Raw genomic sequence first — 21,480 nt, 5'->3', positions numbered from 1 at the left:
GCGCAGCGCCCGCCGGGTGCGTTCAGGACGCGCCGCCGTGGTCGACCTCGGGGTGCAGCACCTCGACGCGGTCGCGGTCAGTGAGCAGTTTCCACAGCAGATCGGCGAGGTTGGCGGGGTCGACCGTGGGGATCTCGAAGCCGTCGGGCACGTGGACGCCCAGTTCACCCGATGTCATGGCCCGGTGGCCGGCGCTGCCCGGGATCATCGCGTTGACCATCAGCGTGCCGACGTAGACACCCTTGCTGGCGACCTCGCCGTGCAAGCTGTGCAGGTAGTTGCGGGCCGCCGCCATCGCCGGCCCGACACCGCTCATGAACGGTGCCGGGTTGACCGCCGAAGCGCCCTGCGTGATGAGGATGCCGCCGTCGCCGCGTTCGGTCATCCCCGGCAGGACCTGACGCACGATCTCCAACGGGGTGAGCAGGTACAGGTTCACGAACCCCTGTGCGGCCTCCGGCGTCAACTCCGTCGCCGGGATGAACGGCGCCGTGGTGATCGGCGCGTACTCCACGACGTCGATGCCGCCGTACCGTGCGGTGATCGCGGCGAGGAGTGCGGGCACCTCGGTGGTTCGCGTCAGGTCGGCCGGAAACGCGGCCGCCTCGATGCCATCGGTCGTCAGCTCGGCGACGAGCCGGTCGAGGGCTTCCGGCCGACGACCGACGAGGGCCACCTGGTAACCCTCAGCGCCGAATCGTCGCGCCACCGCGAGGCCGAGGCCGGTTCCCGCGCCGAAGATCGCCACGGTCTTGGACATGTGTGGACTCCCCCACTCGAGTGATAACTTGAGGACTGCCTCAAATTGACCGGGCCGACGCTAGCATCAAGTTGAGGCCACCATCAACTTACGGAGGTTGGCACAGATGGGGACGGGTGGAACGGGCGGGCCGACACTGCGGCGCGACGCACGGGAGAACGTCGCGAAGCTCACACACGCCGCGGTCCAGGTGTTCCGGGCGCACGGCCTCGGCGCGCCGCTCGAGGAGGTCGCCCGCACCGCCGGTGTCAGCACGGGCACCCTCTACAACCGGTTCGGGACCCGCGAGGCGCTCATCGACGCCGTCGTCCCGATCATCGCGGCGGAGCAGATGGCGACGATCGCCACCGAGGCTCGGACCATCTCCGACCCGTGGCGCCGATTCCGCTTCTACCTGACGAGCCTGCTCGAACTCCAGGCCACGCTGCCCGCGCTCGACGACATCATGGCGCGCCGGTACCCCGGTTCGGAGCAGTTGGCGCGGCTGTGCGACGAAGCTGTCGCGTACGCGTCGTCGTTCCTCGAAGCCGCCCAGGAGGACGGTTCGCTGCGTGACGACTTCGGCCCCGCCGACCTCGTCGCGATCTTCTTGGCGAACTCCGGCATCCTGCGCAGCGACCTGAAGGCCGACCCCGATGCCTGGCGTCGGCACGTCGGGTTCGTCCTCGACGGCCTCCGGGTGGCTCCGCGTCCCCGGCCCTGACTCCCGCCCACTTCCCCCACCGGCCCGGTTACCGTGGCCGTATGGCCAACCCGACCCGCTGGGCGACCGACACCGGCCCGGAGCATTCGCAGTGGTACGTCGACCGGTTCCGCAAACTCGCCGCAGAGGGCGCCGACCTGGCCGGTGAGGCCCGGCTGGTCGACACGCTCGTCGCGCCCGGGTCGCGGATCCTGGACGCCGGCAGCGGCACCGGCCGGGTCGGCGCGGCCCTGGCCCAGCGTGGGCACACCGTCGTCGGGGTGGACGCCGACCCCGTCCTCGTGGACGCCGCCCGCGCCGACCACCCCGGCCCGCGCTGGCTGGTGGCCGACCTGGCCGACCTGGACCTGCCGGCGATGGGCGAGAGCGAGCCGTTCGACGCCGCCGTGCTCGCCGGCAACGTGCTCGCGTTCGTCGCCGTCGGCACCGAACCGGAGGTGCTGCGCCGGCTCAGCGGGCACCTGCGTCCGGACGGCGTCCTCGCGGTGGGTTTCGGCACCGAACGCGGTTACCCGCTGACCGCGTTCGACGCCGACGCGGTCGCCGCCGGACTGCGCCTCGAACATCGCTTCGCCACCTGGGACCTGCGCCCGTGGCGCGACGACGCGCCCTTCGCGGTCAGCATCCTGCGCCGTCCGGCGTCCTGACACCCGGACGGCGTCAGGACGACGCCAACGACGGCCGGGGGCAGCACGACGCCGCGCCGGGCCGGGGCGCGTCAGGACGGGGCGGCGACGGCCCGAGCCGCGGCCGGGTCGAGCGTCGCCCCCGCCGGCACGAGACTGACCAGGCCGGCGGGCAGCCGTACCGGTCGCACGTCGCGGTAACCGAGCATCGGCAGCACCTCCCGGTCGGCCAACACGTACCGCCGGCCCAGGTCGGTCACCACGGACACCGCACCACCGGACGCGCCGGGCGTCGCGGTCGCCTCGACCACCGCGCCACCACCGGGCTGCACCACCACGTGGTCGGCCAGCGCCGCGCCGCCGGACGACGCGGTCCGCGGCACGGCCGCCAGGTCCGGCAGGCGTACGCCCCGACGCACCTCGCCCGCGCCGTCGTCCCCGACCCGGGTGCAGATGGCCGCGTCGTCCACGGCGGCGAGCCGCGGCGGGGCGGGCGGCGGAGCGGTCGGGCCGCTCGGGGCGAGATCGGGCATGGTGGGCAGCTCGGCGAACCGGCCCAACGTCATCGGCTCCGCCTCCCCCTGCCCGGTACGGGCCAACAGCAGCCCGGCCTGCAACTCGGTGATCCCGGCCAGCCCGCCGTCGAGCGCCACCGCGTACTGCCGGCCGCCGCCGGAGTTGCGCACCAGGTAGACCTGCCCGATGGTGGCGCCCGGTACCCGGGTGGCGGGCCGGCCCGCGCCGGGCAGCGCCGGCGGAGCCAGGTCGACGCCGGAGGGCAGGGCATTGAGCAGCGCAGGTGCGACGGGCACGGCCCGCGTGCGGGTGGTCGCCAGCGCAGCCAGCACCCGGTTGGGATCGCGGATCAGGTACCGACGTTGGTGCCACACGAGGTGCAGGCCGCCGTCCGGGTGGCGCAGCAGCAGCGCGTCGTCGCCGAGTGGTTGGCCGCCGGCCGGGTCGACGCCGATGAGCAACGCCGACCGGGAGTCCTCGCCGACCGTCGTCGAGCAGACCGTCCAGGCTGCCCGCGCGAGCCGACCCGGCGCGGGCAACGAGTCCGGCGCGTCGGCGATGCCCAGGGGCAGGCCGCGCGGCACGCCGTCGATCGAGCGCCGGGAGACCAGCACCGTCTTCGACTGGTCGGCGCCGACGATCAGCAACGCCGAGGCGTAGTTGAGCACCGGATGCAGCTTCTGCTCCCGGTACACGAACCGGGCGCCGGACTCCTTCTCCACGATCACCGCGCCCGGGTCGCGCCAGCGGCTGCCACCACCGGCGAACAGGCCGTAGAGCGCCGCGCCGCCGAGCGCGATCACCGCCACGAGGACGCTGGCCAGGCCCGCGCCCGCCAGCCGTCGAAACGGCGACTGGGCCGGATCGGTCTCCCGCATCACCAGCGCGGCGACCGCCCGCTGGACGCTGAACTGGTAGGAGTGCAGCTGATCCTGCCGCGACGGCATGGGTTCCCTTCCGCTGGTTCGACCGCGCACAGGATATGCGCTGCGTCGATGTCCCGTGGACCCTGCGTGGCGGGGCGGAACCCGGCCGGTACCATTCGGGGACGAATCCGGCGGCGAGAGGGCAGCGTGGGCGCGCGTTTCGAGGAGCTGGCCTGGCGGGAGACACCGATCGGCGCGATCAGCCTGCGGCGGCGTCGCGATCCGGCGCTCCAGGTCGAGGTGTACGAGGTCAAGCTCGACGACGAGTACCTGATGTCCAGCCTCTTCCCCGTCGCCGAGATCGAGCTGGCCCGACTGGGCCTCGCCGACCTGACCGGCGACACGCTCGACGTGGTGGTCGGCGGTCTCGGGCTGGGCTACACAGCGTGCACCGCGCTGGCCGACCCGCGGGTACGGACGCTGCTGGTCGTGGAGGCGATCGAGGACGTCATCGACTGGCACCGGCGAGGGCTGCTGCCCTTCGCGGCCGGGCTGGCCGAGGACCCGCGGACCCGGTTCGTACGGGCCGACTTCTTCGCCGCCGTGGCGGGTGACGAGGGGTTCGACGCCGAGGCGCCCGGGCGACGCTTCGACGCGGTCCTGCTCGACGTCGACCACTCACCGCGCAACGTCCTGCACCCGAGCCACGCGCCCTTCTACACGCCGGACGGCCTCCGCCGGCTCGCCGGGCTGCTCCGCCCGGAGGGCGTCTTCGCGCTCTGGTCGGACGACCCACCGGACGACAGCTTCACCGCGGCCCTCGGGACGGTGTTCACGACCGCCCAGGCGCACATCGTGCCCTTCGCCAACCCCCTCACCGGCGGCCAGTCCGCCAACACCGTCTACGTAGCCCGCCGCTAACTCACCCCCGCCCCCGCCCCCGCCCCCGCCCCCGCCCCCGCCCCCGCCGATCTTGCAGTTTCTGTTGGTGATTCGCGGGCTGAAGTCCCTTTTGCGGCGACAGAAAGTGCAAGATCGCGCAAGGGGTGGGGGTGGGGTGGGCGGGGGTGTTTGGGTTTCGCGGGGGCGGGAAGGTGCGGCCTGGGGTCGCCGCATCGAGCGCCGCGGCCGGGTTACGGGAGGTCGCGATGCGTGCCCTGCTCTGGGTCGTCGGCGTGGTCGCCGGCGTGCTGATTCTGCTCGGGCTGCTCCTTGAGGCGGTCCGCTGGCTGATCATCATCGGCCTGATCGCGCTGGTGATCGTGATCATCCTGGGCGTGGTCAAGGGCCGGCAGGCGATGCACCACCAGACCCGCCGACGGTGATGGTCAGAACCAGTCCGCGCGCATGTCGAGCGCGGTGCGGTCGAGGCTGTCCAACAGGTCGAACTGGGGGCCGGTGCGGGGCAGTTCGACCGTGAGGAAGTAGCGGGCCGCCTGCCGCTTGCCGGCGTGGAAGGAGTCGCCGCCCTCCGCGGGCGGCAGCGCCAGCACCTGTTCGAGCCACATCCAGGCGATCACCGCGTGTCCGACCGCCTCGAGGTAGACGCTGGCGTTGGCCAGCGCGAGCACCGGGTCCCCGTCGGCCCAGAGCCGCCGAGTCACGGTGGTGATCCGGTTTACGGCGGTGGCCAGCCGGTCGGCCAACTCGGCGGGCTCACCGCCGGCCCGCCGCGCCCGCTCGACAGTCTCGGTCATCGTGCCGGTGAGCAGGAGCAGGCCCGCGCCGTCGTGCATGGTCATCTTGCGTCCCAGCAGGTCCAGCGCCTGGATCCCGTGGGTGCCCTCGTGGATCGGGTTGAGCCGGTTGTCGCGGTAGTGCTGCTCCACGTCGTGGTCGCGGGTGTAGCCGGCACCGCCGAGGACCTGGATGGCCAGATCGTTGGCGGCCAGACACCACTGCGACGGCCAACTCTTGGCGATCGGCGTGAGCACGTCCAACAGCAGGTGCGCCCGCTCGCGGTCGGCGGCGACCGGCGCGGTCTTCTCCTCGTCGAGCAGCCGGGCGCAGTAGAGCACCAGGGCGAGCGCCCCTTCCACGTAACTCTTCTGCGCCAGCAGCATCCGTCGGACGTCGGGGTGGTCGATGATCGGCACCTGTGGCGTGGCGGGGTCCTTCGCGCCGACCGGCCGACCCTGCGGCCGTTCCCGGGCGTACGCCAGGCTCTTGAGGTAGCCGGTGTAGCCCAGCGCGGTGGCGCCCGCGCCGACGCCGATCCGAGCCTCGTTCATCATGTGGAACATCTGGGCCAGTCCCTGGTGGGGTGCGCCGACCAGGTGACCCACCGCGCCGGACCGACCGTCGGGGGTGTGCCCGCCGTCGCCGAAGCTGAGCAGCGCGTTGGTGGTGCCCCGGAAGCCCATCTTGTGGTTGAGCCCCACCAGCGCCACGTCGTTGCGCTCGCCGAGCGAGCCGTCCGGGCCGACCAGCACCTTGGGTACGACGAACAGCGAGATGCCCTTCACCCCGGGCGGACCGCCGGGTATCCGCGCCAGCACCAGGTGGACGATGTTCTCGGCCAGTTCGTGGTCACCCCCGGAGATCCACATCTTGGTGCCGAACAGCCGGTACGTGCCGTCCGGCTGCGGCTCGGCCCGGGTGGTGATGTCGGCGAGCGAGCTGCCGGCGTGCGGCTCGGACAGGCACATGGTGCCGAAGAACCGCCCCTGGAGCATCGGCCGCACGTAGGTGTCGACCTGCTCCGCGCTGCCGTGTGCCAGCAACAGGTTGGCGTTGCCGAGGGTCAGTAGCGGGTACGCGGAGGTGGCCACGTTGGCCGCCTGGAACCAGGCGAAGCAGGCGGCGGCGACGGCGTGCGGCAGTTGCAGACCACCGACCGCGTCGTCCATCGCCGCCGTCAGCAGTCCCGTCTCGGCGAAGCTCCGCAACGCCGCCGCGATCTGCGGGATCGTCCGCACCCGATCCCCGTCGACGGTGGGCTCGGCGAGGTCGGCGGCCCGGTTGTGCGGGGCGAACTGGTCGGTCGCCACGCGTTCGGCGAGGTCCAGGGCGTCGTCGAAGGTCTCCCGGGAGTGCTCGGCGTACCGGGGACGCTCGACGAGGTGCGCCACCCGCAGCCAGTCGTGCAGCAGGAAGTCCAGGTCACGGCGGGAGAGCAGGGTGGACGGCACGAAACTCCTCGACAGCGCTCGGGTGGGTCGGGTCGGCGGGCGGCGTCGGCCCCGACCCATCCTGACCGATACGCCGGGTGCACACCACCGCCGGCCGGCGGCGGCCGTCGTTGTCGTACCCGCCGACTAGGGTGCCTGCCCGTGACCGCACCCGGAGACGTCGAGCCCGAGATCCTCGACAGGCTGCGCCCGATCTGCTGTGGATTGCCGGAGGCCTACGAGGAGCCGGCCTGGGTGGGCACCCGGTGGCGGATCCGTAAGCGCACCTTCGCCCATGTGCTCACCGTCGACCCCGACCGTCAGGCGGTGCACGCGCGCGCCGCCGCGCTCGACCGTCCGGCCTGCCTGTTGGTGTTCCGCGCCCCGCTCGACGAGATCGCCGGTCTGCTGAGCGTCGGGCCTCCCTTCTACAAGCCGGACTGGAGCCCGACCGTCATGGGCATGGTCCTGGGCGCGGAGACCGACTGGGACGAGGTGGGTGAGCTGCTCACCGAGAGCTACTGCGTGCAGGCGCCCAAACGGCTCGCCGCCCGGGTCGACCGGCCCGGCTGAGGGCGGTATTCCGGTGGATCGGGCCAGGCCGGATGGGCGAGGATCGCGGCGTGTCCGTTCCCGCCCGTCAGATCCGCGCTCGCCATTCGGCCGAGACCATCACCGTGTACCAGGCGTACCCTCCGGAGGTCGCGCTGCCGGCGGTGGCCGCCGGCCGCTTCGTGGCACCCTTCAAGCGGGACCGCATGACCTGGATCAAGCCGTCGTTCCTGTGGATGATGTACCGCTGCGGCTGGGCCACCAAGGCCGGCCAGGAGCGCGTGCTGTCGATCGACATCGCGCGGGAGGGCTTCGAGTGGGCGCTGGCGCGAGCCTGTCTGAGCCACTACGACCGGGGCGTGCACGGTGACCGGGCGACCTGGTCGCAGCAGCTCAGGAGCAGTCCGGTACGGGTGCAGTGGGACCCGGAACGGACGCTGCGGATGACGGCTCTACCCCACCGGTCCCTCCAGGTCGGACTGTCCGGTGAGGCGGTCGCCCGGTACGTCGACGACTGGATCGTCACCGTCACGGACATCACCCCCACCGTCCACCGGATACGGGAGTTGGTGCGGACGGGCGATGAGAGGGCGGCGACGAACCTGCTACCGGTCGAGACTCCCTATCCGCTACCGGCCCGGATCGCCACTCACCTCGGCGCGGCGGGCGGATAGCAGGAGTCCTCGATATCCTGCCTCGCATGCATCGAAGCCGTGTGTACGCGTTGCTCATCGACGCACCGGAGGCGGAGGCCGCGCGGGCGGCGGAGTTCTGGTCGGCGGCCCTCGGCGTCGACACCCGGTCCCACCCGGACGAGCCGCAGTTCGTCGGTCTGCACGAGGCGGTGCCCGGCCTGGTCACCGCCGTTCAGGCCGTCAACGACGCGCCGCGCTACCACCTCGACATCGAGACCGACGACGTGCCGGCCGAAACCGCGCGGCTGGTCGGCCTGGGCGCCACCGAGGTGACGCGGTGGCGGGAGTGCCGCATCCTGCGGGCGCCCGGCGGGCACCTGCTCTGCGTCCTGCCGGTCGAGAGTCCACCCGAGGTGTTCGACGCCCAGGCCCGAACCTGGTCGTGACCCGCGAGCCTGTCGGAGGGCAGCAGTAGGGTTCGCGGTTCGGTCAGGCGGCGTTCGAGTCCGTGCTCGCCGCCAACGGCGGCGATTGACCGCCGCTCGCCCCGGCCGAGTTCGACGGCCAGGGTCTCACCGACCACGTACGTCAAGTGCCTGCTCGACGGGCCGGAGCCCAACGACGTCGTCGCGGCGCCGCTCGACAGTGAACGGTGGCGGCTCGTGACGATGGCCACCGGTCACTGGCCGATGTTCTCCCAGCCCGCCGAGCTGGCCGCGCTGCTCGCGGCGCAGGTGAGCTGACCGGCGCGCGTGCCGACGACGGGCCGTGCACGGTCGGTTCCGGGGGCGGATGGTGCGAGGAGCGTGATGCCTGTGGGTCATCACAATGCCCCACAGGCATCACGGTTCAGAGGATGGGTGCCTCCGGTCAGGAGCGGGACCAGCCGAAGCGGCGGTGACCCGGGGCGACTGCCCCCCGGCGTCAGGGTGTGACGGTGTCGAGGGTCCTGATGTGGCGCACCGGTGACGCGAGCAGCCACAGCACGGCGAGCACGCCGCCCAGGCCGGCGACGACCAGGGTCGGTCGCAGGCCGAGGGTGGTGCCCAACGCACCGCCGACCAGAGCGCCGAGCGGCCGGATGCCGTAGTTGACGGCGCTGTACGCACCGGCTCGACGACCCCGCGCGTCGTCCGGCGTGACGGCGGCGAGCAGGGCGTTGAGGTTGACGTCCATCAGCATCACGCCGACGCTGGACACCAACTCGATGGCCGCCAGCATGGCGATCTTCGCCCAGGTCGGGCCGGCGATCAGCGCGGTCGCCGCCAGCGGGGCGGGGAACACCACCGCGCCGATCATCGCCGTGGGGCCGAGCCCGATGGCGCGCGAGACGCGGGGTGCCAGGGCCGCGCCGGCCAGGCCGCCGAGCGCGCCGACGCCGAACGCGACGCCGATCGCGCCGGCCGACAGGCCGAGTTCACGGTTGGCGTAGAGCACCAGCAGCGCCGAGGCGATGAAGGTGAAGAAGTTGACGGTGCTGGTGCAGCCGAGCGCGGCGCGTAGCACCGGGTGGCGCAGCACCAACGTCATGCCCTCGCGGACCATGCCGAGGGTCGACGCTTGCCGTGGCGGTGGCGGGGTCTCGGTGACCGGGATGCGACGCAGCAGCAGGGCGGAGCAGAGAAAGGACACCGCGTCGACGAGGACCGCCACCGGCGCGCTGAGCGCCTGGACGAGCCCGCCGCCGACGGCCGGACCGACGATGAACGACAGGGAGCGGCTGACACTGAGCTTGCTGTTCGCGTCCACGTAGGCCGATCGCGGTACCAGCGCGACGAAGAACGCCTGCTGCGCCAGGGCGAACAGCACCTCCCCGGCGCCGGTGAGCAGCGCCACCAGGTAGAGCTGGGTCAGGGTGACCGCGCCGAACAGGTACGCCGCCGGGAGGCTGAGCAGCACGACCGCGCGGACCAGGTCCGCGATGATCAGGAGTCGACGCTTGTGGGTGCGCCGGTCCACCCACGCGCCGAGGAACAGGCCGAGCAGGTTGGGCAGCCAGATCAGCGCGGTGAGGAGACTGACCTGCACGGGCGTCGCGGCGAGCAGGGAGACGGCGATCAGGGGCAGGGCCAGCTCGCTGATCCGGTCACCGAACGCGGTGATCGTCTGACCGATCCAGAAGGTGCGGAAGCGCCGGTCTCGGCGCAGGACCGGTGCGGCCGGGGCGTCGACGGCGGTCATGACGCGGATGCGTCGTCGGCGACCTCGGGCAGCAGGTAGCGCAGCATCCGTACGACCTGCGCGCCGGCCGGGGGCGTCTCGTCGTCCTTGCGCCGCACGTACGGGGCGAGCAGCTCCTCGATCGTCTCTTCGAGTTGGCGCAGCTCGTCGGGGGTGGCGACGAAGCGGGTGTCGGCCACCCCGGCGAGGCCGCGCCAGGTGTCGTCGAGTCGGGGTTCCTCCTGCAACAGCCACTGCTGGGGCGCGTCGGCGTACCGGGCGAACATCTCGCCGCGGAGCTGCCGCGCCGCGGCCTGCCCCTCGGCGTCGTCCGGCAGGCTGAAGCGGAACCCGCGGGCGGCTGCCTGCCACCAGCGTTCCCGTTTGCTGGTGCCGCCGTCGGCGTCGGTGACCAGGCCGAACGTGGCGAGGTGGCGCAGGTGCCAGCTCACCACCGACGGCGTGGCCCCGACGTGCGACGACAGCCCGGTGGCCGTGGACGGGCCGTGCCGCTGTAGCCGGTCGAGGATGGCCAGGCGGACGGGGTGCGCGAGCGCCCGCAGCGCCTGCGGCTCGGTGATCTCGAAATCCCCGTACGGATTCTTGAGAGACATGTTTCGAAAGTAGTCTCTCAGATTGTCGGGGGCAACCCGGTCAGAGCACCCCCAGGCGGGCCAGCGGCTCGACCAGCTCCCGTTCCTCGTAGCTCAGGTGCGACAGCAGGGCGTCGGTCAGCAGGTTCACCGCGGCGCGCAGCTCGGCCAGCCCGTCCGGCGCGCCGACGTACGCCACCAGCGCCTTGTCGACACCCTCCAGCACCTCGTGGATGACGTGGTGCTCCTGCTCCAGGCGGTCGACGACCGGGCGCAGCCGCGGGTCGGCCTGCCGCAGTCGCGGAAAGAGCGCCTGGTCCTCGATGGTGTGGTGGGTGGTGACGATGCGGCAGTAGGACTCGCAGTACGCGCCCAACGTCCACCGGTTCTGTCGCATGGTCATCGTGTTGATCTGGGACCGCGCCGCGCCCGCATCGATCTCGCCCGCCGCGACCTGCTCAATCAGGTCGTGGATCTGCGCCAGCTCGGCGCGCAGCCCGTCGTGCACCTGCACCAGGTGCTGGCCGGTGGCCTGTTCGTGCGCCGTGTAGGTGCGGGCGGGGTCGGGGGTGGGCCCGGTGGGGCGGGCCGCCTCGTCCCAGACCTGCCGGTCGCTGAGTCGGCGGCCGTCGTCGGGCGTCGGCACCACCGCGAAGGCGCCGGCGCTTACCCGGGCGCGGGCCGGCGGCGCGGTGGGCGCGACCACCGCCGCCGGCTGCGTGTCCGCAAGGACTTCGGCCGGGGTACGCACCGACGCGGCGTCCCGGTCACGCTCGGCCGAGACCAGTTCGCGGACGGCGGGCGCCACCTCGCCGGCGAACCGGCGCAGGGCGTCGGGGTCGTCGCTGGCCAGGATGAATGTGCCGATCCCGTCTCCCAGCGCCAACTCGGCCAGCTCCCGGGCCCACTGCTCGGCCGGTCCGTGCAACAGACCGCGTCCCACGGTGGCGAACGTGCCGGAGATGTTGAGCAGCCGGCGGACGTCGGCGGGTGAGCGGCCGGCCTCCTGGGCGGCGTCGTCGATGATCGTGTTGCCCCGGGCCAGGTCACCGGGTTCGAGGTAGCCCAGCGAGGGCAGCCAACCGTCGGCCCGCCGACCGGTGAGCGCGAGCATGCGTGGCTTGTACGCGCCGAGCCAGATCGGCACCGGGTGGGCGGGGGCCGGACCGCGCTTCGCGCCGACCACCCGATGGAACTCGCCGTCGACGCGCACACCGCCGCGCGCCTCGGCGTCCCACATCTGCCGGAGGACGTCGATGCCCTCCTCCAACGCCCGGACGCCCTGCCCGGGGGTCAGCCGCCGGCCGCCCATCGCCTCGATGGCGTCCCAGAACGCGCCCGCGCCGAGACCGAGCGCGACCCGACCGCCGGTGAGCAGGTCGAGGCTGGCGACGCTGCGGGCGAGCACCGCGGGCGGACGCAGCGGCAGGTTGGTGACGTTCGCGGACAGGTGCACCCGGTCGGTGCGGGCGGCGACGAAGCTCAGCAGCGTCCAGGTGTCCAGGAACCGCGGCTGGTACGGGTGGTCCTGGAAGGTGACCAGGTCCAGGCCGACCTGCTCGGCCAGGACGGCGAGCCCGACGGTGCGGTCCGGATCGTCGTTGCCGGGCGTGGTGAACGAGCCGAAGACCAGGTCGTGGCCGTAGTCGCTCATGGGTGAGCCTCCTGTCGTACGCCGCGCCGCGCGATGCGCCGTGAAATCGACCTTATGTCAGACAGAACATCTCCTGCCAACAAGATCTGTGACTTCGGCTATCGTCGGGGTATGACGGGTGCCACCGACCGGCCGGACCGGCCCGATCCGCTCGACGACGATCTGGGCTGGATGCTGGGGATCGTCTTCCGGGGCTACGTCCGGGCGGCCGAGCACGTGCTGACCGATTTTCCCGGCGGCCCGCGCGGCTATCAGGTGCTCACCGCCGCGGTCACCGGCCCGGGCCGCAATCAGGGCGCGATCGCCGAGGAGTTGGGGCTCGACCGCACCGTGCTCACCTACCTGATCGACGACCTCGAACGACCCGGGTTCGTGACCCGGCGGCCCGACCCGGCCGACCGGCGCAGCCGGCTGGTGGACGTCACCGACGCCGGGCGGACGGCGTGGGAGCAGCGGCGCGAGGCGCTCCGACGGGTGGAGGCGCACCTGCTGGGCTCGCTCACGCCGCACGAGTCGGCGACCCTGCGGACCCTGCTGCAAAAGGTGGCCTGCTCCACCCAGGCCACCGACCCCCTCCGCGACCTCTGCGAGGCGGTAACCGAGGTACGACCCGATCCGGCCCGGGAACAGCGTTGATCAAGAGGTTCGCGTCACCGAAGGCCGGTAATGTGACGCGAACCTCTTGATCAACAGGGAGGGTCGGGTGGGGTCAGCGGACGTGCACGAACACCGGGTTCGAGTAGAACCACAGGTCGTCCCACGGGCTCTCCAGCCCGTCCGCGAGGGGCTCGGCCTCGTCGGTGCTGGTGCCGCGCACCCGGGCGTACGTGTCGGCCTCGACGTTGCGCAGGGTGTGCCGGATGACGTAGTCGTGACCCTGGCGACGCCAGTCGCGCGGGCCGAACCGGGCCACCACCTTGGTCGTGGGGTTGGTGTCGGCGTCCAGGTTGGCGCTCGGTCCGGTGATCTGGCCGACGATCAGGTCGACGCGCCGGACCTCGGGACGGTCACCGTTGGCGTTCACGCCGTCCAGCGGGCGGAACCGGATCTCGATCTCGACGTCGGTGCGGCTGCGACGGTTGACCGTGATGGTCTCGCCGACCTCGGCCGTACGCCCCTGGGAGGTGGCGGTGACGTCGAGGCTGCGGATCAGGTCGCCGGTGGTCACCCAGATCCGGCCGTTGCGCAGGCCGTCCATGATGTCGCCGTAGTCCTGGCGGGCGTACACGTAGGTCTTGCTGTACTCCCCCGGCCAGAAGTCCGAGCCGCCGCGCGTCCAGTGCACGTGTGAGTCGGACGTCGCGGTGATCCACCAGCGCCGGCCCTCGCCGAGGAGCGAGTCCCAGAGTCCGCCGACCCGCGCGGTCATCTGGTCGAAGCCGCCGTAGGTGGGGTGGTTGCCGTACCCGCCGCGCTTGCCGCCGTTGAGCGGACCGGCCTGGTGGCCGGGCGCGCCCTCGAACCCGATGTAGACGTCGGGCGCGGCGTTGTTGCCGTTGCGGAACTCGCGCGGGGTGTCCTGGCCGTAGACGCCGAGGCCGGGCGCCGAACGGGAGGCGTGGTGGGCGATCACCAGCGGCTTGTGCGGCATGCCCCGGGCGACCTTGAGGAACTCCACCATCTTGGCCTCGGTGTCGCGGGCCGGGTCGGTGGGGAACGCGTCGTACTTGGCGAAGCGGCTCTCCAGCTCGAAGAGCTGCTTCGCCTCGTCGTCGTGGCGCGGGATCATCAGCGTGTGGTGGTCCAGCGCGGGCGCGTCGAACTCCATGCCCCAGAACTGGAGCACCTCGGGGACGAGCTTGCGCGAGCGCAGCAGGTCGGGGTACGCCTGCTCGATGTTGACCTTCGAGTGCGTCGGTCCACCGTGGTCGGTGCACATCGCCCAGGTCAGGCCGAAGTTCTTGGCCATGATGGCGTTGGTGACGATCGGGTAGACCGCGTCCGCGCCCTTGTGGAAGACGATCGGGCTCCTGGTGGTGTCGAACTCGCCGCTGTACTCGGAGTGGACGTGGTGGTCACCCGCACGCCACGACCGGTTCTTGACAGCGCCCCGGTCGGCCTCGTCGGTGCCGGGCCGGCGCTCCTCGTCGGCCCACGCCGCCCCGGCACCCACCAGCGGGCTCGCGGCGGCCAGGGTCGCGCCGACACCCGCGTACTTGACCAGCTTGCGCCGCGACAACTGGGCGCGCTCGACCTCTTCGGCTTGCTTGTCTCTCACGTCAGAGCCTCTCCTCGATCACGCGAATGCTCTTTCGATCAAGAAGCCTCGAAGAGGCCGGTGAACGGTCGCCGTACGGTGCACGGGTACCCGGTGAACTCCCTGGCAGAGCCCGTTGAAGGGCGCGGCGGCGGGCGGCGGCGGGTGACGGCACGACAGCGGGGCGCCAGGATCAGGGCCGCTGCCGCTCCCGCTCCACACGCGCCGACCCGGCCGCCGACGGCGTGGCGGCTGCGGTCGCCACCACCGGCGCGACGTCGACGGCGGGCAGCCCGCTGCGGCCGGCGACCGGCAGGACCAGTTCGCTGCGTCCGAGGTCGACCCGCACGGTCGCGTCCCGGTCATCGGCCATCGTGAACTCCGGGTCGCTCTGACCGAGCACCAGGCCGAGGACGTGTCCGGCCGGCAGCACCGCGTCGTAGCCGTTCAGCGGCACGGTCACCGTGTACCACCGGTCCGGCCGCAGCGGCGTGGTGAACCGCAGCGAGGCATGGTGCGCGGCGTCGAGCCAGCCCCGGGCCAGCACCGCGTGATCGGTGACCTCGGTGATCTGCTCGGTGTCGCGGTAACAGGCATCGTCGGCCTGCGTGGACGCTCCCCAGCAGGACTCGGTGTCCAGCGACCGCACCGCCCCGAACCAGCTCCGCTCGGCGGCGCCGTAGTCGACCAGACGAGCGGTCAGCTGGGTGGTCGGGCGGTCCACCCGGACGCGCAGGCGCACCGACGGGCTGCCGGAGATCCGCAGCGCGGCGTCCAGCCGACCGGAGAGGAAGACCAGCCGGCCGGCGGTAGCCGTGTTCGGCTCGGCGACCACCGTCTCCTCGGTCAGCCACTCGTCGACGTACGCCCGCTGCTGGCCGGGCCGCGCGCCGCGCCCGCCGAGGGTGCCGGTCACACCGTCGCCGACGCCGAGCCGAACCCGTACGTCCCGGGTTCCGGGCGCCGGCCAGTCGCGTTGCGTCGTCCACCTGCCGGGCGCGGTCTCCAGGTCGACCCTCGGTTCGGCCATCACCCCGTTGGGCAACCCCTGCAACCAGTAGTCGAACCAGCGGTGCAGGGTCGCCACCCACTCGGCGCGTCGCACGTCGAACGGATCCTGGTGGCCGGCCTGGGAGAGCCACAGCTTGCGGGGCACGCCCCGCTCGGCCAACTCCTGCCACCAGCGGGCGAACTGGTTCGTGGTGACGTTCAGGTCGTTCAGACCGTGCGCCACCAGGACGCTGGCCCGCACCCGGTCGGCCGACGGCCGATAGTCGCGCTGTGCCCAGAACCCGTTGTAGTCGCCGGTCTGCTCGGCGCTGTCCGCCCGCAGCCGGGCGAGCATGCTCGCGCAGGCCTCTTCGGGGCGGCTGCTGACGTCCGAGTGCAGCCAGCCGGGATAGTCGGGCGACACCAGCGTCCCCTGGTAACGCATGTAGTCGTACCAGCTGGAGATGGCCGAGACCGGCACGATGGTGGCCAGGCCCGGCACGCCGGTGGCGGCGACCCCGTTGGCGACCGAACCGTCCCAGGACTTGCCGATCATGCCGACCCGACCGGTGCTCCAGCCGGCGTCGACCGGCCGCCCGTCGGCCGTGTACGCGCGGGCCCGGCCGTTGAGCCAGTCCACCACCGCCCTGGCGCTGCCCACCTCCACCGGGCCTCCGACGTCCTGGCACCCGGTCGAGCGCGCGGTGCCGGCGAGGTCCACCGCGACGAAGGCGTACCCGCGCGGGACGAAGTAGTTGTCGTAGAACAGCGGCACCTTCGTGATCACACCGGACGCGTCGTACGCCTTGCGTTCGCCCTCGTTGCCCCGGCCGCAGCAGCGGTAGTAGGGCGACGCCTCCATGATGACCGGTACCCGGACCCCTGCGGCGGCGGCCTCCCGGGGCCGGACGACGTCCACCGCGACCCGGTCGCGTACCCCGTCGCCGTCACTGTCGGTCCGGGTCTCGACCCAGACGCTCTCCCGGATCGCCCCGGCGTAGGAGTAGGCGGGCACCGTGCCGGTGCCGACGACGTGGGGTGGGGTCGGCCGGTGGCGGTCGGTCGGGTCGGCGGTCGCGGGAGCGGCGGCGAGTGCCGCCACCAGCAGGCCGGTCAGGGCGGCGGCGCTCCGGGCGCGAATTCGGGCGGTCGGCATCGGTGTCCTCCCGGGGTGCGACGCGTCCAGGACATTCCACCGCATCGATGCCTCGTTGCCCAGCGCCGACGTCAGATCCGTGCGCGGGGCAGCCAGCCCAGGAAGCGGTGCCGCGCGCTGGGCAGGGGCAGGGCCGGCAGATCCTGGGCGGCGGCGACGAGGCACGAGCCGAGGTAGACGGCGAGGGAGGCGCGCGCGCCGCCGAACTCGGCGAGCAGTTGGCTCTGCTTGGTCGCGCACGGCCACTCGCGGCCACACCCGGTGCAGGTCCAGCTCGGCGGGTTGGGCAGGTGCTCGGGCAGCTTGGCGCGCCGGTAGCGGCCCACGACGCTGTTGTCCGCGCGCACGTCGCGGCGTCGGGGTTCGGGCCCCTGGTTGCGGTGCGCGGGTGGCCGAGGAGCGGGCAGGTAGCGCCGGACGGTGCCCAGCAGCGCCCCGACGCGGACCAGGGCGTCCGGCCCAACCTGGTGGGCCAGCAACGCCGTCAGCAGGTAGTGCCCCAGCAGGTCGAACGAGTCGCGATTCAGCCGCAGGTCGCGGCAGAGGTCGACGAACTCGGGCGTGGTCAGCGGGACGCGGTCGTCGAGCGCGCGACGCAGCACCTCCCGCAGGGCGACGCCGAGGCTCATCAGCGCATCGCCCTCACCCAGTCCCAGGCTGTCCTCGTCCGCCACCCGCGCCAACGCCTCGGCCACCGCCAGTCGTACGACGCGGTCCGGATCGATACTGTCCAACGACTCACCCCCGTTTGTCGGCCGGATCTCCGGCTCTGCTCCGGACGCCGGGGACGCCCGGCAGATCATGAACAAGATTTCGCTGCGACCATCGAGGGCGACTAGGACAGCGGGCGCAGGATCGCCACGCGCGATAGCCGGAAAGCGAAGTCGGCTCGGCAATATCGCGGATCGACAGCGATGCGCGGGCTTGCTGCCGTATGGTGAAATTCCCATCAATGGATATGTGAGTTAGAGGGAATTCTTCGCACGGCCCTCCGGACGCCACCACCGCCGAACCGGTCGGCAACGCGCCGTCATCACCGGCGCGTACGCCCAGGCACGTCCCGACACACCGCCGGCACTGGCCCCCACCCGGCGGTCTCTTCCCCGGACGGAGTCAGCGGATGACGTCACCAGTGCAGACCCGAGGATTCGACAGTCACGACCCCGAGGCCATCCACCGCTTCCTGGCCAGCACCTACACCGCCGGCCTCCGCATCCGTGCCGGCGAGACGGGCTACCGCCTGGTCCACCGACGCGTCGACGCCGGGCCGTTCGCCCTCGCCACGACCGGCCAGAGCGCCTATCTCGACATCGAGGTGGACGACATCGACGGGCTGATCGTCTGTCATTCCCGCAGCGCCCGGATCAGCCGCGTCGCCGATGGAATGCCCCACCGCCTCGGACCGGGTGACGTGTTCCTCACCAACCGACCGGCTGAGCCGTTCGCCCTGCGCTGGGAGCCCGGCGAGGTGGAGCTCTGCGTCCTGGACCTCGGGGTGCTCGCCCAGGTGGCGACCGCCGCGCCGGCCCGACGGCCGGGCCCGATCCGGTTCACCGACCTCGGCCGCGTCGACGCGGCCCTCGCCCGGCAGTGGCGGCGGACCACCAGGTACGTGAGCGACGTGGTCCTGGACAACCCGGCCACCAGCGCCCAGCCGCTGGTGATCGGCAACGCCGCCCGGATGCTCGCCGCGGCGGCGCTCGCGATCTTCCCCAACACGGCGTTCACCGACGACACCGCCGGGGACCGACACGACGCCAGCACCGCGACGGTGCGTCGCGCCGTCGCCTTCATGGAGGAGAACGCCGAACGGGACATCAGCGCCGCCGACATCGCCAACGCCGCCGCCGTCTCCCTGCGCGCGGTGCAGCTCGCGTTCCGCCGGCACCTCGGCACGACCCCGATGGCGTACCTGCGCCGGATCCGGCTCGACCGGGCGCACCACGACCTGATCCGGGCCGATCCGCGACGGGAGACCGTGTCGGCCATCGCCAGCCGCTGGGGGTTCGTCAGCCACAGCAGGTTCACCGCCCGGTACCACGCCAGCTACGGCGTGCCGCCCCGCGAGACGTTGCACGCCTGAGGTGGCCCGGACGCGCGCCTTGTGAGGCGCCGTGGTACCGACAACAATCGATGCCGTGCCGATCCGGTGGAGGACGACCCGCCCGCTGGCCGGCCTGCCGCTGGCGAGTCTGCTGCTGCTCGTCGCCTGCGGCACCTCGCCCGGGCCCACCGGCGGCTCGACCGACGACACCCGATCGGCCTCCGCCGCGCCGGCCGCCTCCGCTGCCACCTCGCCCGCCGCCTTCGACAAGGCGCTGCACGACGAATTGGTCGCGATGCTGGAGCGCGACCAGGCCGACCGTAACGGCACCCCGCAGACCGAGTCCGACCAGGCGCGCACCGTCCGCCTCAAGGAGATCATCCGTAACCACGGCTGGCCGACCTTCGCTCTCGTCGGCGAGGACGGCGGCAACGCCGCGTGGGCCATCGCCCAGCACTCCGACCTGGATCCCGCCTTCCAGCAGGAGGCGTTGGAGCTGTTGCGCGCCGCCGTCGCCGCCCACCAGGCGTCACCCGGCAACCTCGCCTACCTCGAGGACCGGGTCGCGGCGGGCAAGGGCGAACCCCAGGTGTACGGGACACAGATCCGCTGCGGGCCGGACGGTCCGGTCCCGGCGACCCCGATCCGGGACGAGGCGGGCGTCGAGGGGCGCCGCGCCGAGGCCGGCCTGCCCACCCTCGCGAGCTACCTCGCCGAGATGACCAAGATCTGCGCCCAGGACACCAACTAGCTCCGCTCGCGCTCGCGGGCGGCCCGCACCTCGGGCACCGAGGCTTCCAGCAGGTCGGCGAGGCCACGGAGCTGCTCGGCGACCTGGGCGCCGAGCGGGGTGAGCGTGTACTCGACGCGCGGCGGGATCGCGGTGAGCACCTCGCGGGTCAGCATCCCGTCGCGTTCCAGCGTCTGCAGGGTCTGGGAGAGCATCCGCTCGCTGACCCCCTCGATGCGCCGCCGCAGGGCGTTGAACCGGTAGCTGCCCTCGCCGAGCGCGAGCAGGGCGAGCGAGGCCCACTTCGAGGTGACGTCCTCGAAGGCGGCGCGGGAGGTGCAGCTACGCGCGAAGACATCGCTGACGAATTCCTGGGTAGGCCCCGCCGGGTCCCGGGCCGGCATGTCGGTCACGTCACCAGGGTACCCGATACTTACTGAGCAGCCGGTGCTATAGATTCGTAAGTGCTTACTAGTAGTCACCGCTCATCGGAGGTCCCCATGCCTACCTACGCCGTCACCGGCGCCACCGGCCGCCTCGGCCGGCTGGTGATCGCGCACCTGCTCGACGCCGGTGTGCCCGCCGCCGAGATCGCCGCCGTCGTGCGCAGCCCGCAGAAGGCCGCCGACCTGGCCGCGCGCGGTGTCGAGATCCGGCAGGCCGACTACGACGACCCGTCGACGCTGCCCGGCGCCGTGGCCGGCGTACGCCGCCTGCTGCTCATCTCCGGGGACACCCCCGGGCAGCGGGTCCCCCAGCACACCGCGGTCATCGACGCCGCCCGGCTCGCCGGGGTCGAGCGCGTGGTCTACACCAGCATCCTGAAGGCCGACACGACCACGAACCCGCTCGCTCCCGAGCACAAGGCCACCGAGGAGGTGCTGGCCGCGTCCGGGCTGTCGTACACGGTGCTGCGCAACGGCTGGTACACCGAGAACTACACCGATCAGCTCCCGCAGTACCTGAGCAGCGGCACCATCCTCGGCGCCACCGGCGGCAGCAAGGTCTCCGCCGCACCCCGGACCGACTACGCGGCCGCCGCCGCGGCGGCGCTGACCCGGGACGAGGACGGCAACGCCGTCTACGAGCTGGGCGGCGCCGCGTTCACCTTCGACGAGCTGGCCGACGCCGTCACCGAGGTCACCGGCACCGCCGTCGCGCACCGGGACATGTCGACCGCCGACCTGGCCTCCGCGTTGCAGAACGTCGGGCTCGACGCCGGCACCGCCGGGTTCGTGGCCGCCCTCGACCACTCGATCGCCATCGGCGAACTGGCCACCGAGAGCGACGACCTCGGCCGGTTGATCGGCCGGCCTCCGACCGGGCTGCGCGACGCCGTCCGCGCCGCGTACGCCTGACCGGCCGAGGCCGGTCCGGGTCTCGTCGGGCCGGCGGGCGACGGGGGCGCACCCACCGTCGCCCGCCCGGTCAGCCGGGGGTCAGCAGGCCGGTCAGCAGGCTGCGCAGCGTCCGCCCGAAGAGGTCCGCCGGTGGCGTCGGCGGCCCGACCCGGCCGAGGGCCGCGACGAGATGGGGGTACGCCCCGAGGTCGACGCCCGCGAAACTCGGTGACCCGGCCGCCGCCTCGCTACGGGCGAACAGGCTCACCACACCGGTCAGCACGGCGAGCGCCTCGAACTTCGCGGTGACGGGACAGCGTACGGGCGCCAGGATCCGGAGGCAGTTGTCGAACCAGGCCAGGCTCTCCGGGCCGACGCCCGACGGCCGTTGGATCACGTCCACCAGCCACGGGTGGGCGCGGAACAGGGCCAACTGCTGCCGGGCCACCAGCAGCATCTCGTCCCGCCAGTCGTCCTGCTCCGGCGGGTACGGCCGCAACTCCCCCACCACCCGGTCGGTCATCAGGTCGAGCAGGTCGTCCCGGGACGACAGATATCGGTAGAGCGATCCGGCGGCGGTGCCGAGCGCGCCCGCGACGGCCCGCATCGAGACCGCGCCGAGCCCCTCGGTGTCGGCCAGGCTGATCGCCGCCGCGACGATCGCCTCCCGGCTGTGCGTCGGCGCGGGGCCACGGGTTCCCCGTTCGGGTCTGGCCCAGATCGGCTGCCGACCGGCCGCGCGGTCGCCCGGCCTCCCCGCTGCGTCGGTCACCGATCCACTCTAGGGCCTGCCCCGGGGTTCGCCGCTCAGGTGCCGCGCGGCCCGGCACTCCTTACCCGAAAGGCAC

22 protein-coding genes are annotated in these 21,480 nt (G+C 72.6%); 11 read left to right on the top strand and 11 right to left on the bottom strand.

Features of this window, described 5'->3' with window-relative positions:
• Positions 1 to 22 precede the first annotated feature (22 nt).
• Entirely contained in the window at positions 23 to 760 is a 738-nt protein-coding gene (locus ACN263_RS11750) for an SDR family NAD(P)-dependent oxidoreductase (protein WP_422739828.1), read from the bottom strand.
• 106 nt (positions 761 to 866) lie between these two features.
• On the opposite strand from ACN263_RS11750, the gene ACN263_RS11745 reads away from it, so the two are divergent.
• Entirely contained in the window at positions 867 to 1,463 is a 597-nt protein-coding gene (locus ACN263_RS11745) for a TetR/AcrR family transcriptional regulator (RefSeq protein WP_422739827.1), read from the top strand.
• Positions 1,464 to 1,504: 41 nt separating this feature from the next.
• Positions 1,505 to 2,110 carry a class I SAM-dependent methyltransferase gene (locus ACN263_RS11740; RefSeq protein WP_422739826.1) on the top strand — a complete coding sequence of 202 codons (606 nt, stop codon included), beginning with the start codon at positions 1,505 to 1,507 and terminating at the stop codon, positions 2,108 to 2,110.
• Between the two features lie 71 nt (positions 2,111 to 2,181).
• Here ACN263_RS11740 and eccB read toward each other — a convergent pair whose 3' ends face one another.
• Positions 2,182 to 3,552 (bottom strand): type VII secretion protein EccB, encoded by a 1,371-nt coding sequence (gene eccB / locus ACN263_RS11735; protein ID WP_422739825.1) that lies wholly within the window; start codon positions 3,550 to 3,552, stop codon positions 2,182 to 2,184.
• A gap of 126 nt (positions 3,553 to 3,678) precedes the next feature.
• Here eccB and ACN263_RS11730 point away from each other — a divergent pair, with 126 nt between their 5' ends.
• Together ACN263_RS11730 and ACN263_RS11725 are read left to right on the top strand one after the other, a co-directional pair.
• Complete coding sequence (locus tag ACN263_RS11730; RefSeq protein WP_422739824.1) at positions 3,679 to 4,392, top strand: spermidine synthase; 714 nt, start codon at positions 3,679 to 3,681, stop codon at positions 4,390 to 4,392.
• A gap of 227 nt (positions 4,393 to 4,619) precedes the next feature.
• Positions 4,620 to 4,796: a hypothetical protein gene (locus tag ACN263_RS11725; RefSeq protein WP_234583914.1), complete on the top strand. Its 177-nt coding sequence runs from the start codon at positions 4,620 to 4,622 to the stop codon at positions 4,794 to 4,796.
• 3 nt (positions 4,797 to 4,799) lie between these two features.
• On the opposite strand, the gene ACN263_RS11720 is transcribed toward ACN263_RS11725, so the two are convergent.
• Positions 4,800 to 6,602, bottom strand: a complete 1,803-nt coding sequence (locus ACN263_RS11720; RefSeq protein ID WP_422739823.1) for an acyl-CoA dehydrogenase — start codon at positions 6,600 to 6,602, stop codon at positions 4,800 to 4,802.
• Positions 6,603 to 6,743: 141 nt separating this feature from the next.
• Here ACN263_RS11720 and ACN263_RS11715 point away from each other — a divergent pair, with 141 nt between their 5' ends.
• Genes ACN263_RS11715 through ACN263_RS11705 form a run of 3 tightly spaced genes read left to right on the top strand, consistent with a single transcriptional unit; the run spans position 6,744 to position 8,214 of the window.
• The gene (locus tag ACN263_RS11715) at positions 6,744 to 7,154 is read left to right on the top strand and encodes an MmcQ/YjbR family DNA-binding protein (RefSeq protein WP_422739822.1); all 411 of its coding nucleotides are present in this window, start codon (positions 6,744 to 6,746) and stop codon (positions 7,152 to 7,154) included.
• A 50-nt stretch (positions 7,155 to 7,204) separates the two neighbouring features.
• Positions 7,205 to 7,807, top strand: a complete 603-nt coding sequence (locus tag ACN263_RS11710; RefSeq protein ID WP_422739821.1) for a DUF4291 domain-containing protein — start codon at positions 7,205 to 7,207, stop codon at positions 7,805 to 7,807.
• A 26-nt stretch (positions 7,808 to 7,833) separates the two neighbouring features.
• A complete protein-coding gene (locus ACN263_RS11705) occupies positions 7,834 to 8,214 on the top strand; it encodes a VOC family protein (RefSeq protein WP_422739820.1) in 381 nt (126 codons plus the stop codon).
• A 478-nt stretch (positions 8,215 to 8,692) separates the two neighbouring features.
• On the opposite strand, the gene ACN263_RS11700 is transcribed toward ACN263_RS11705, so the two are convergent.
• From ACN263_RS11700 to ACN263_RS11690, 3 genes are read right to left on the bottom strand one after another with little or no spacing between them, the layout of a single operon-like run.
• Positions 8,693 to 9,949, bottom strand: coding sequence for an MFS transporter (locus tag ACN263_RS11700; protein WP_422739819.1), 1,257 nt, complete (start codon positions 9,947 to 9,949; stop codon positions 8,693 to 8,695).
• A complete protein-coding gene (locus ACN263_RS11695; RefSeq protein WP_422739818.1) occupies positions 9,946 to 10,542 on the bottom strand; it encodes an ArsR/SmtB family transcription factor in 597 nt (198 codons plus the stop codon). The genes ACN263_RS11700 and ACN263_RS11695 overlap by 4 nt, the downstream gene beginning before the upstream one ends.
• 40 nt (positions 10,543 to 10,582) lie before the next feature.
• Entirely contained in the window at positions 10,583 to 12,175 is a 1,593-nt protein-coding gene (locus ACN263_RS11690; protein ID WP_422739817.1) for an LLM class flavin-dependent oxidoreductase, read from the bottom strand.
• 111 nt (positions 12,176 to 12,286) lie between these two features.
• Between ACN263_RS11690 and ACN263_RS11685 the strand changes: the two genes are divergently transcribed.
• On the top strand, positions 12,287 to 12,811 hold the full coding sequence (locus tag ACN263_RS11685; protein WP_422739816.1) for a MarR family winged helix-turn-helix transcriptional regulator: 525 nt from the start codon (positions 12,287 to 12,289) through the stop codon (positions 12,809 to 12,811).
• Positions 12,812 to 12,884: 73 nt separating this feature from the next.
• On the opposite strand, the gene ACN263_RS11680 is transcribed toward ACN263_RS11685, so the two are convergent.
• The 3 genes from ACN263_RS11680 to ACN263_RS11670 form a co-directional block, all read right to left on the bottom strand.
• On the bottom strand, positions 12,885 to 14,393 hold the full coding sequence (locus ACN263_RS11680; RefSeq protein ID WP_422739815.1) for a phosphoesterase: 1,509 nt from the start codon (positions 14,391 to 14,393) through the stop codon (positions 12,885 to 12,887).
• Between the two features lie 172 nt (positions 14,394 to 14,565).
• Positions 14,566 to 16,518, bottom strand: a complete 1,953-nt coding sequence (locus ACN263_RS11675) for a Xaa-Pro dipeptidyl-peptidase (RefSeq protein WP_422739814.1) — start codon at positions 16,516 to 16,518, stop codon at positions 14,566 to 14,568.
• Positions 16,519 to 16,589: 71 nt separating this feature from the next.
• A complete protein-coding gene (locus ACN263_RS11670; protein ID WP_422739813.1) occupies positions 16,590 to 17,252 on the bottom strand; it encodes a hypothetical protein in 663 nt (220 codons plus the stop codon).
• 386 nt (positions 17,253 to 17,638) lie between these two features.
• Between ACN263_RS11670 and ACN263_RS11665 the strand changes: the two genes are divergently transcribed.
• The gene (locus ACN263_RS11665; protein WP_422739812.1) at positions 17,639 to 18,601 is read left to right on the top strand and encodes a helix-turn-helix transcriptional regulator; all 963 of its coding nucleotides are present in this window, start codon (positions 17,639 to 17,641) and stop codon (positions 18,599 to 18,601) included.
• A 55-nt stretch (positions 18,602 to 18,656) separates the two neighbouring features.
• On the top strand, positions 18,657 to 19,313 hold the full coding sequence (locus tag ACN263_RS11660; protein ID WP_422739811.1) for a DUF6624 domain-containing protein: 657 nt from the start codon (positions 18,657 to 18,659) through the stop codon (positions 19,311 to 19,313).
• On the opposite strand, the gene ACN263_RS11655 is transcribed toward ACN263_RS11660, so the two are convergent.
• Complete coding sequence (locus ACN263_RS11655) at positions 19,310 to 19,696, bottom strand: winged helix-turn-helix transcriptional regulator (protein WP_422740686.1); 387 nt, start codon at positions 19,694 to 19,696, stop codon at positions 19,310 to 19,312. The two genes, ACN263_RS11660 and ACN263_RS11655, sit on opposite strands and share 4 nt — an antisense overlap.
• A 96-nt stretch (positions 19,697 to 19,792) precedes the next feature.
• On the opposite strand from ACN263_RS11655, the gene ACN263_RS11650 reads away from it, so the two are divergent.
• Positions 19,793 to 20,650: an SDR family oxidoreductase gene (locus ACN263_RS11650; protein ID WP_422739810.1), complete on the top strand. Its 858-nt coding sequence runs from the start codon at positions 19,793 to 19,795 to the stop codon at positions 20,648 to 20,650.
• A gap of 70 nt (positions 20,651 to 20,720) precedes the next feature.
• Here the strand turns inward: ACN263_RS11650 and ACN263_RS11645 are convergent, their stop codons facing one another.
• Positions 20,721 to 21,404, bottom strand: coding sequence for a TetR/AcrR family transcriptional regulator (locus ACN263_RS11645; RefSeq protein ID WP_422739809.1), 684 nt, complete (start codon positions 21,402 to 21,404; stop codon positions 20,721 to 20,723).
• Positions 21,405 to 21,480 lie beyond the last annotated feature (76 nt).

Source organism: Micromonospora sp. WMMD729, from assembly GCF_049315225.1.
GTDB lineage: Bacteria > Actinomycetota > Actinomycetes > Mycobacteriales > Micromonosporaceae > Micromonospora.
The sequence above is the reverse complement of the archived record's forward strand: the minus strand, read 5'-3'. Positions and strand labels throughout refer to the sequence as shown.

Excerpts from the sequence above, each read along its gene's own strand:
- ACN263_RS11745 (WP_422739827.1), top strand. The coding sequence starts at position 867 with ATGGGGACGGGTGGAACGGGCGGGCCGACACTGCGGCGCGACGCACGG.
- ACN263_RS11665 (WP_422739812.1), top strand. The coding sequence starts at position 17,639 with ATGACGTCACCAGTGCAGACCCGAGGATTCGACAGTCACGACCCCGAG.
- eccB (WP_422739825.1), bottom strand. The coding sequence starts at position 3,552 with ATGCCGTCGCGGCAGGATCAGCTGCACTCCTACCAGTTCAGCGTCCAG.
- ACN263_RS11675 (WP_422739814.1), bottom strand. The coding sequence starts at position 16,518 with ATGCCGACCGCCCGAATTCGCGCCCGGAGCGCCGCCGCCCTGACCGGC.
- ACN263_RS11695 (WP_422739818.1), bottom strand. The coding sequence starts at position 10,542 with ATGTCTCTCAAGAATCCGTACGGGGATTTCGAGATCACCGAGCCGCAG.
- ACN263_RS11700 (WP_422739819.1), bottom strand. The coding sequence starts at position 9,949 with ATGACCGCCGTCGACGCCCCGGCCGCACCGGTCCTGCGCCGAGACCGG.
- ACN263_RS11750 (WP_422739828.1), bottom strand. The coding sequence starts at position 760 with ATGTCCAAGACCGTGGCGATCTTCGGCGCGGGAACCGGCCTCGGCCTC.
- ACN263_RS11685 (WP_422739816.1), top strand. The coding sequence starts at position 12,287 with ATGACGGGTGCCACCGACCGGCCGGACCGGCCCGATCCGCTCGACGAC.
- ACN263_RS11725 (WP_234583914.1), top strand. The coding sequence starts at position 4,620 with ATGCGTGCCCTGCTCTGGGTCGTCGGCGTGGTCGCCGGCGTGCTGATT.
- ACN263_RS11740 (WP_422739826.1), top strand. The coding sequence starts at position 1,505 with ATGGCCAACCCGACCCGCTGGGCGACCGACACCGGCCCGGAGCATTCG.
- ACN263_RS11690 (WP_422739817.1), bottom strand. The coding sequence starts at position 12,175 with ATGAGCGACTACGGCCACGACCTGGTCTTCGGCTCGTTCACCACGCCC.
- ACN263_RS11705 (WP_422739820.1), top strand. The coding sequence starts at position 7,834 with ATGCATCGAAGCCGTGTGTACGCGTTGCTCATCGACGCACCGGAGGCG.
- ACN263_RS11655 (WP_422740686.1), bottom strand. The coding sequence starts at position 19,696 with ATGCCGGCCCGGGACCCGGCGGGGCCTACCCAGGAATTCGTCAGCGAT.
- ACN263_RS11650 (WP_422739810.1), top strand. The coding sequence starts at position 19,793 with ATGCCTACCTACGCCGTCACCGGCGCCACCGGCCGCCTCGGCCGGCTG.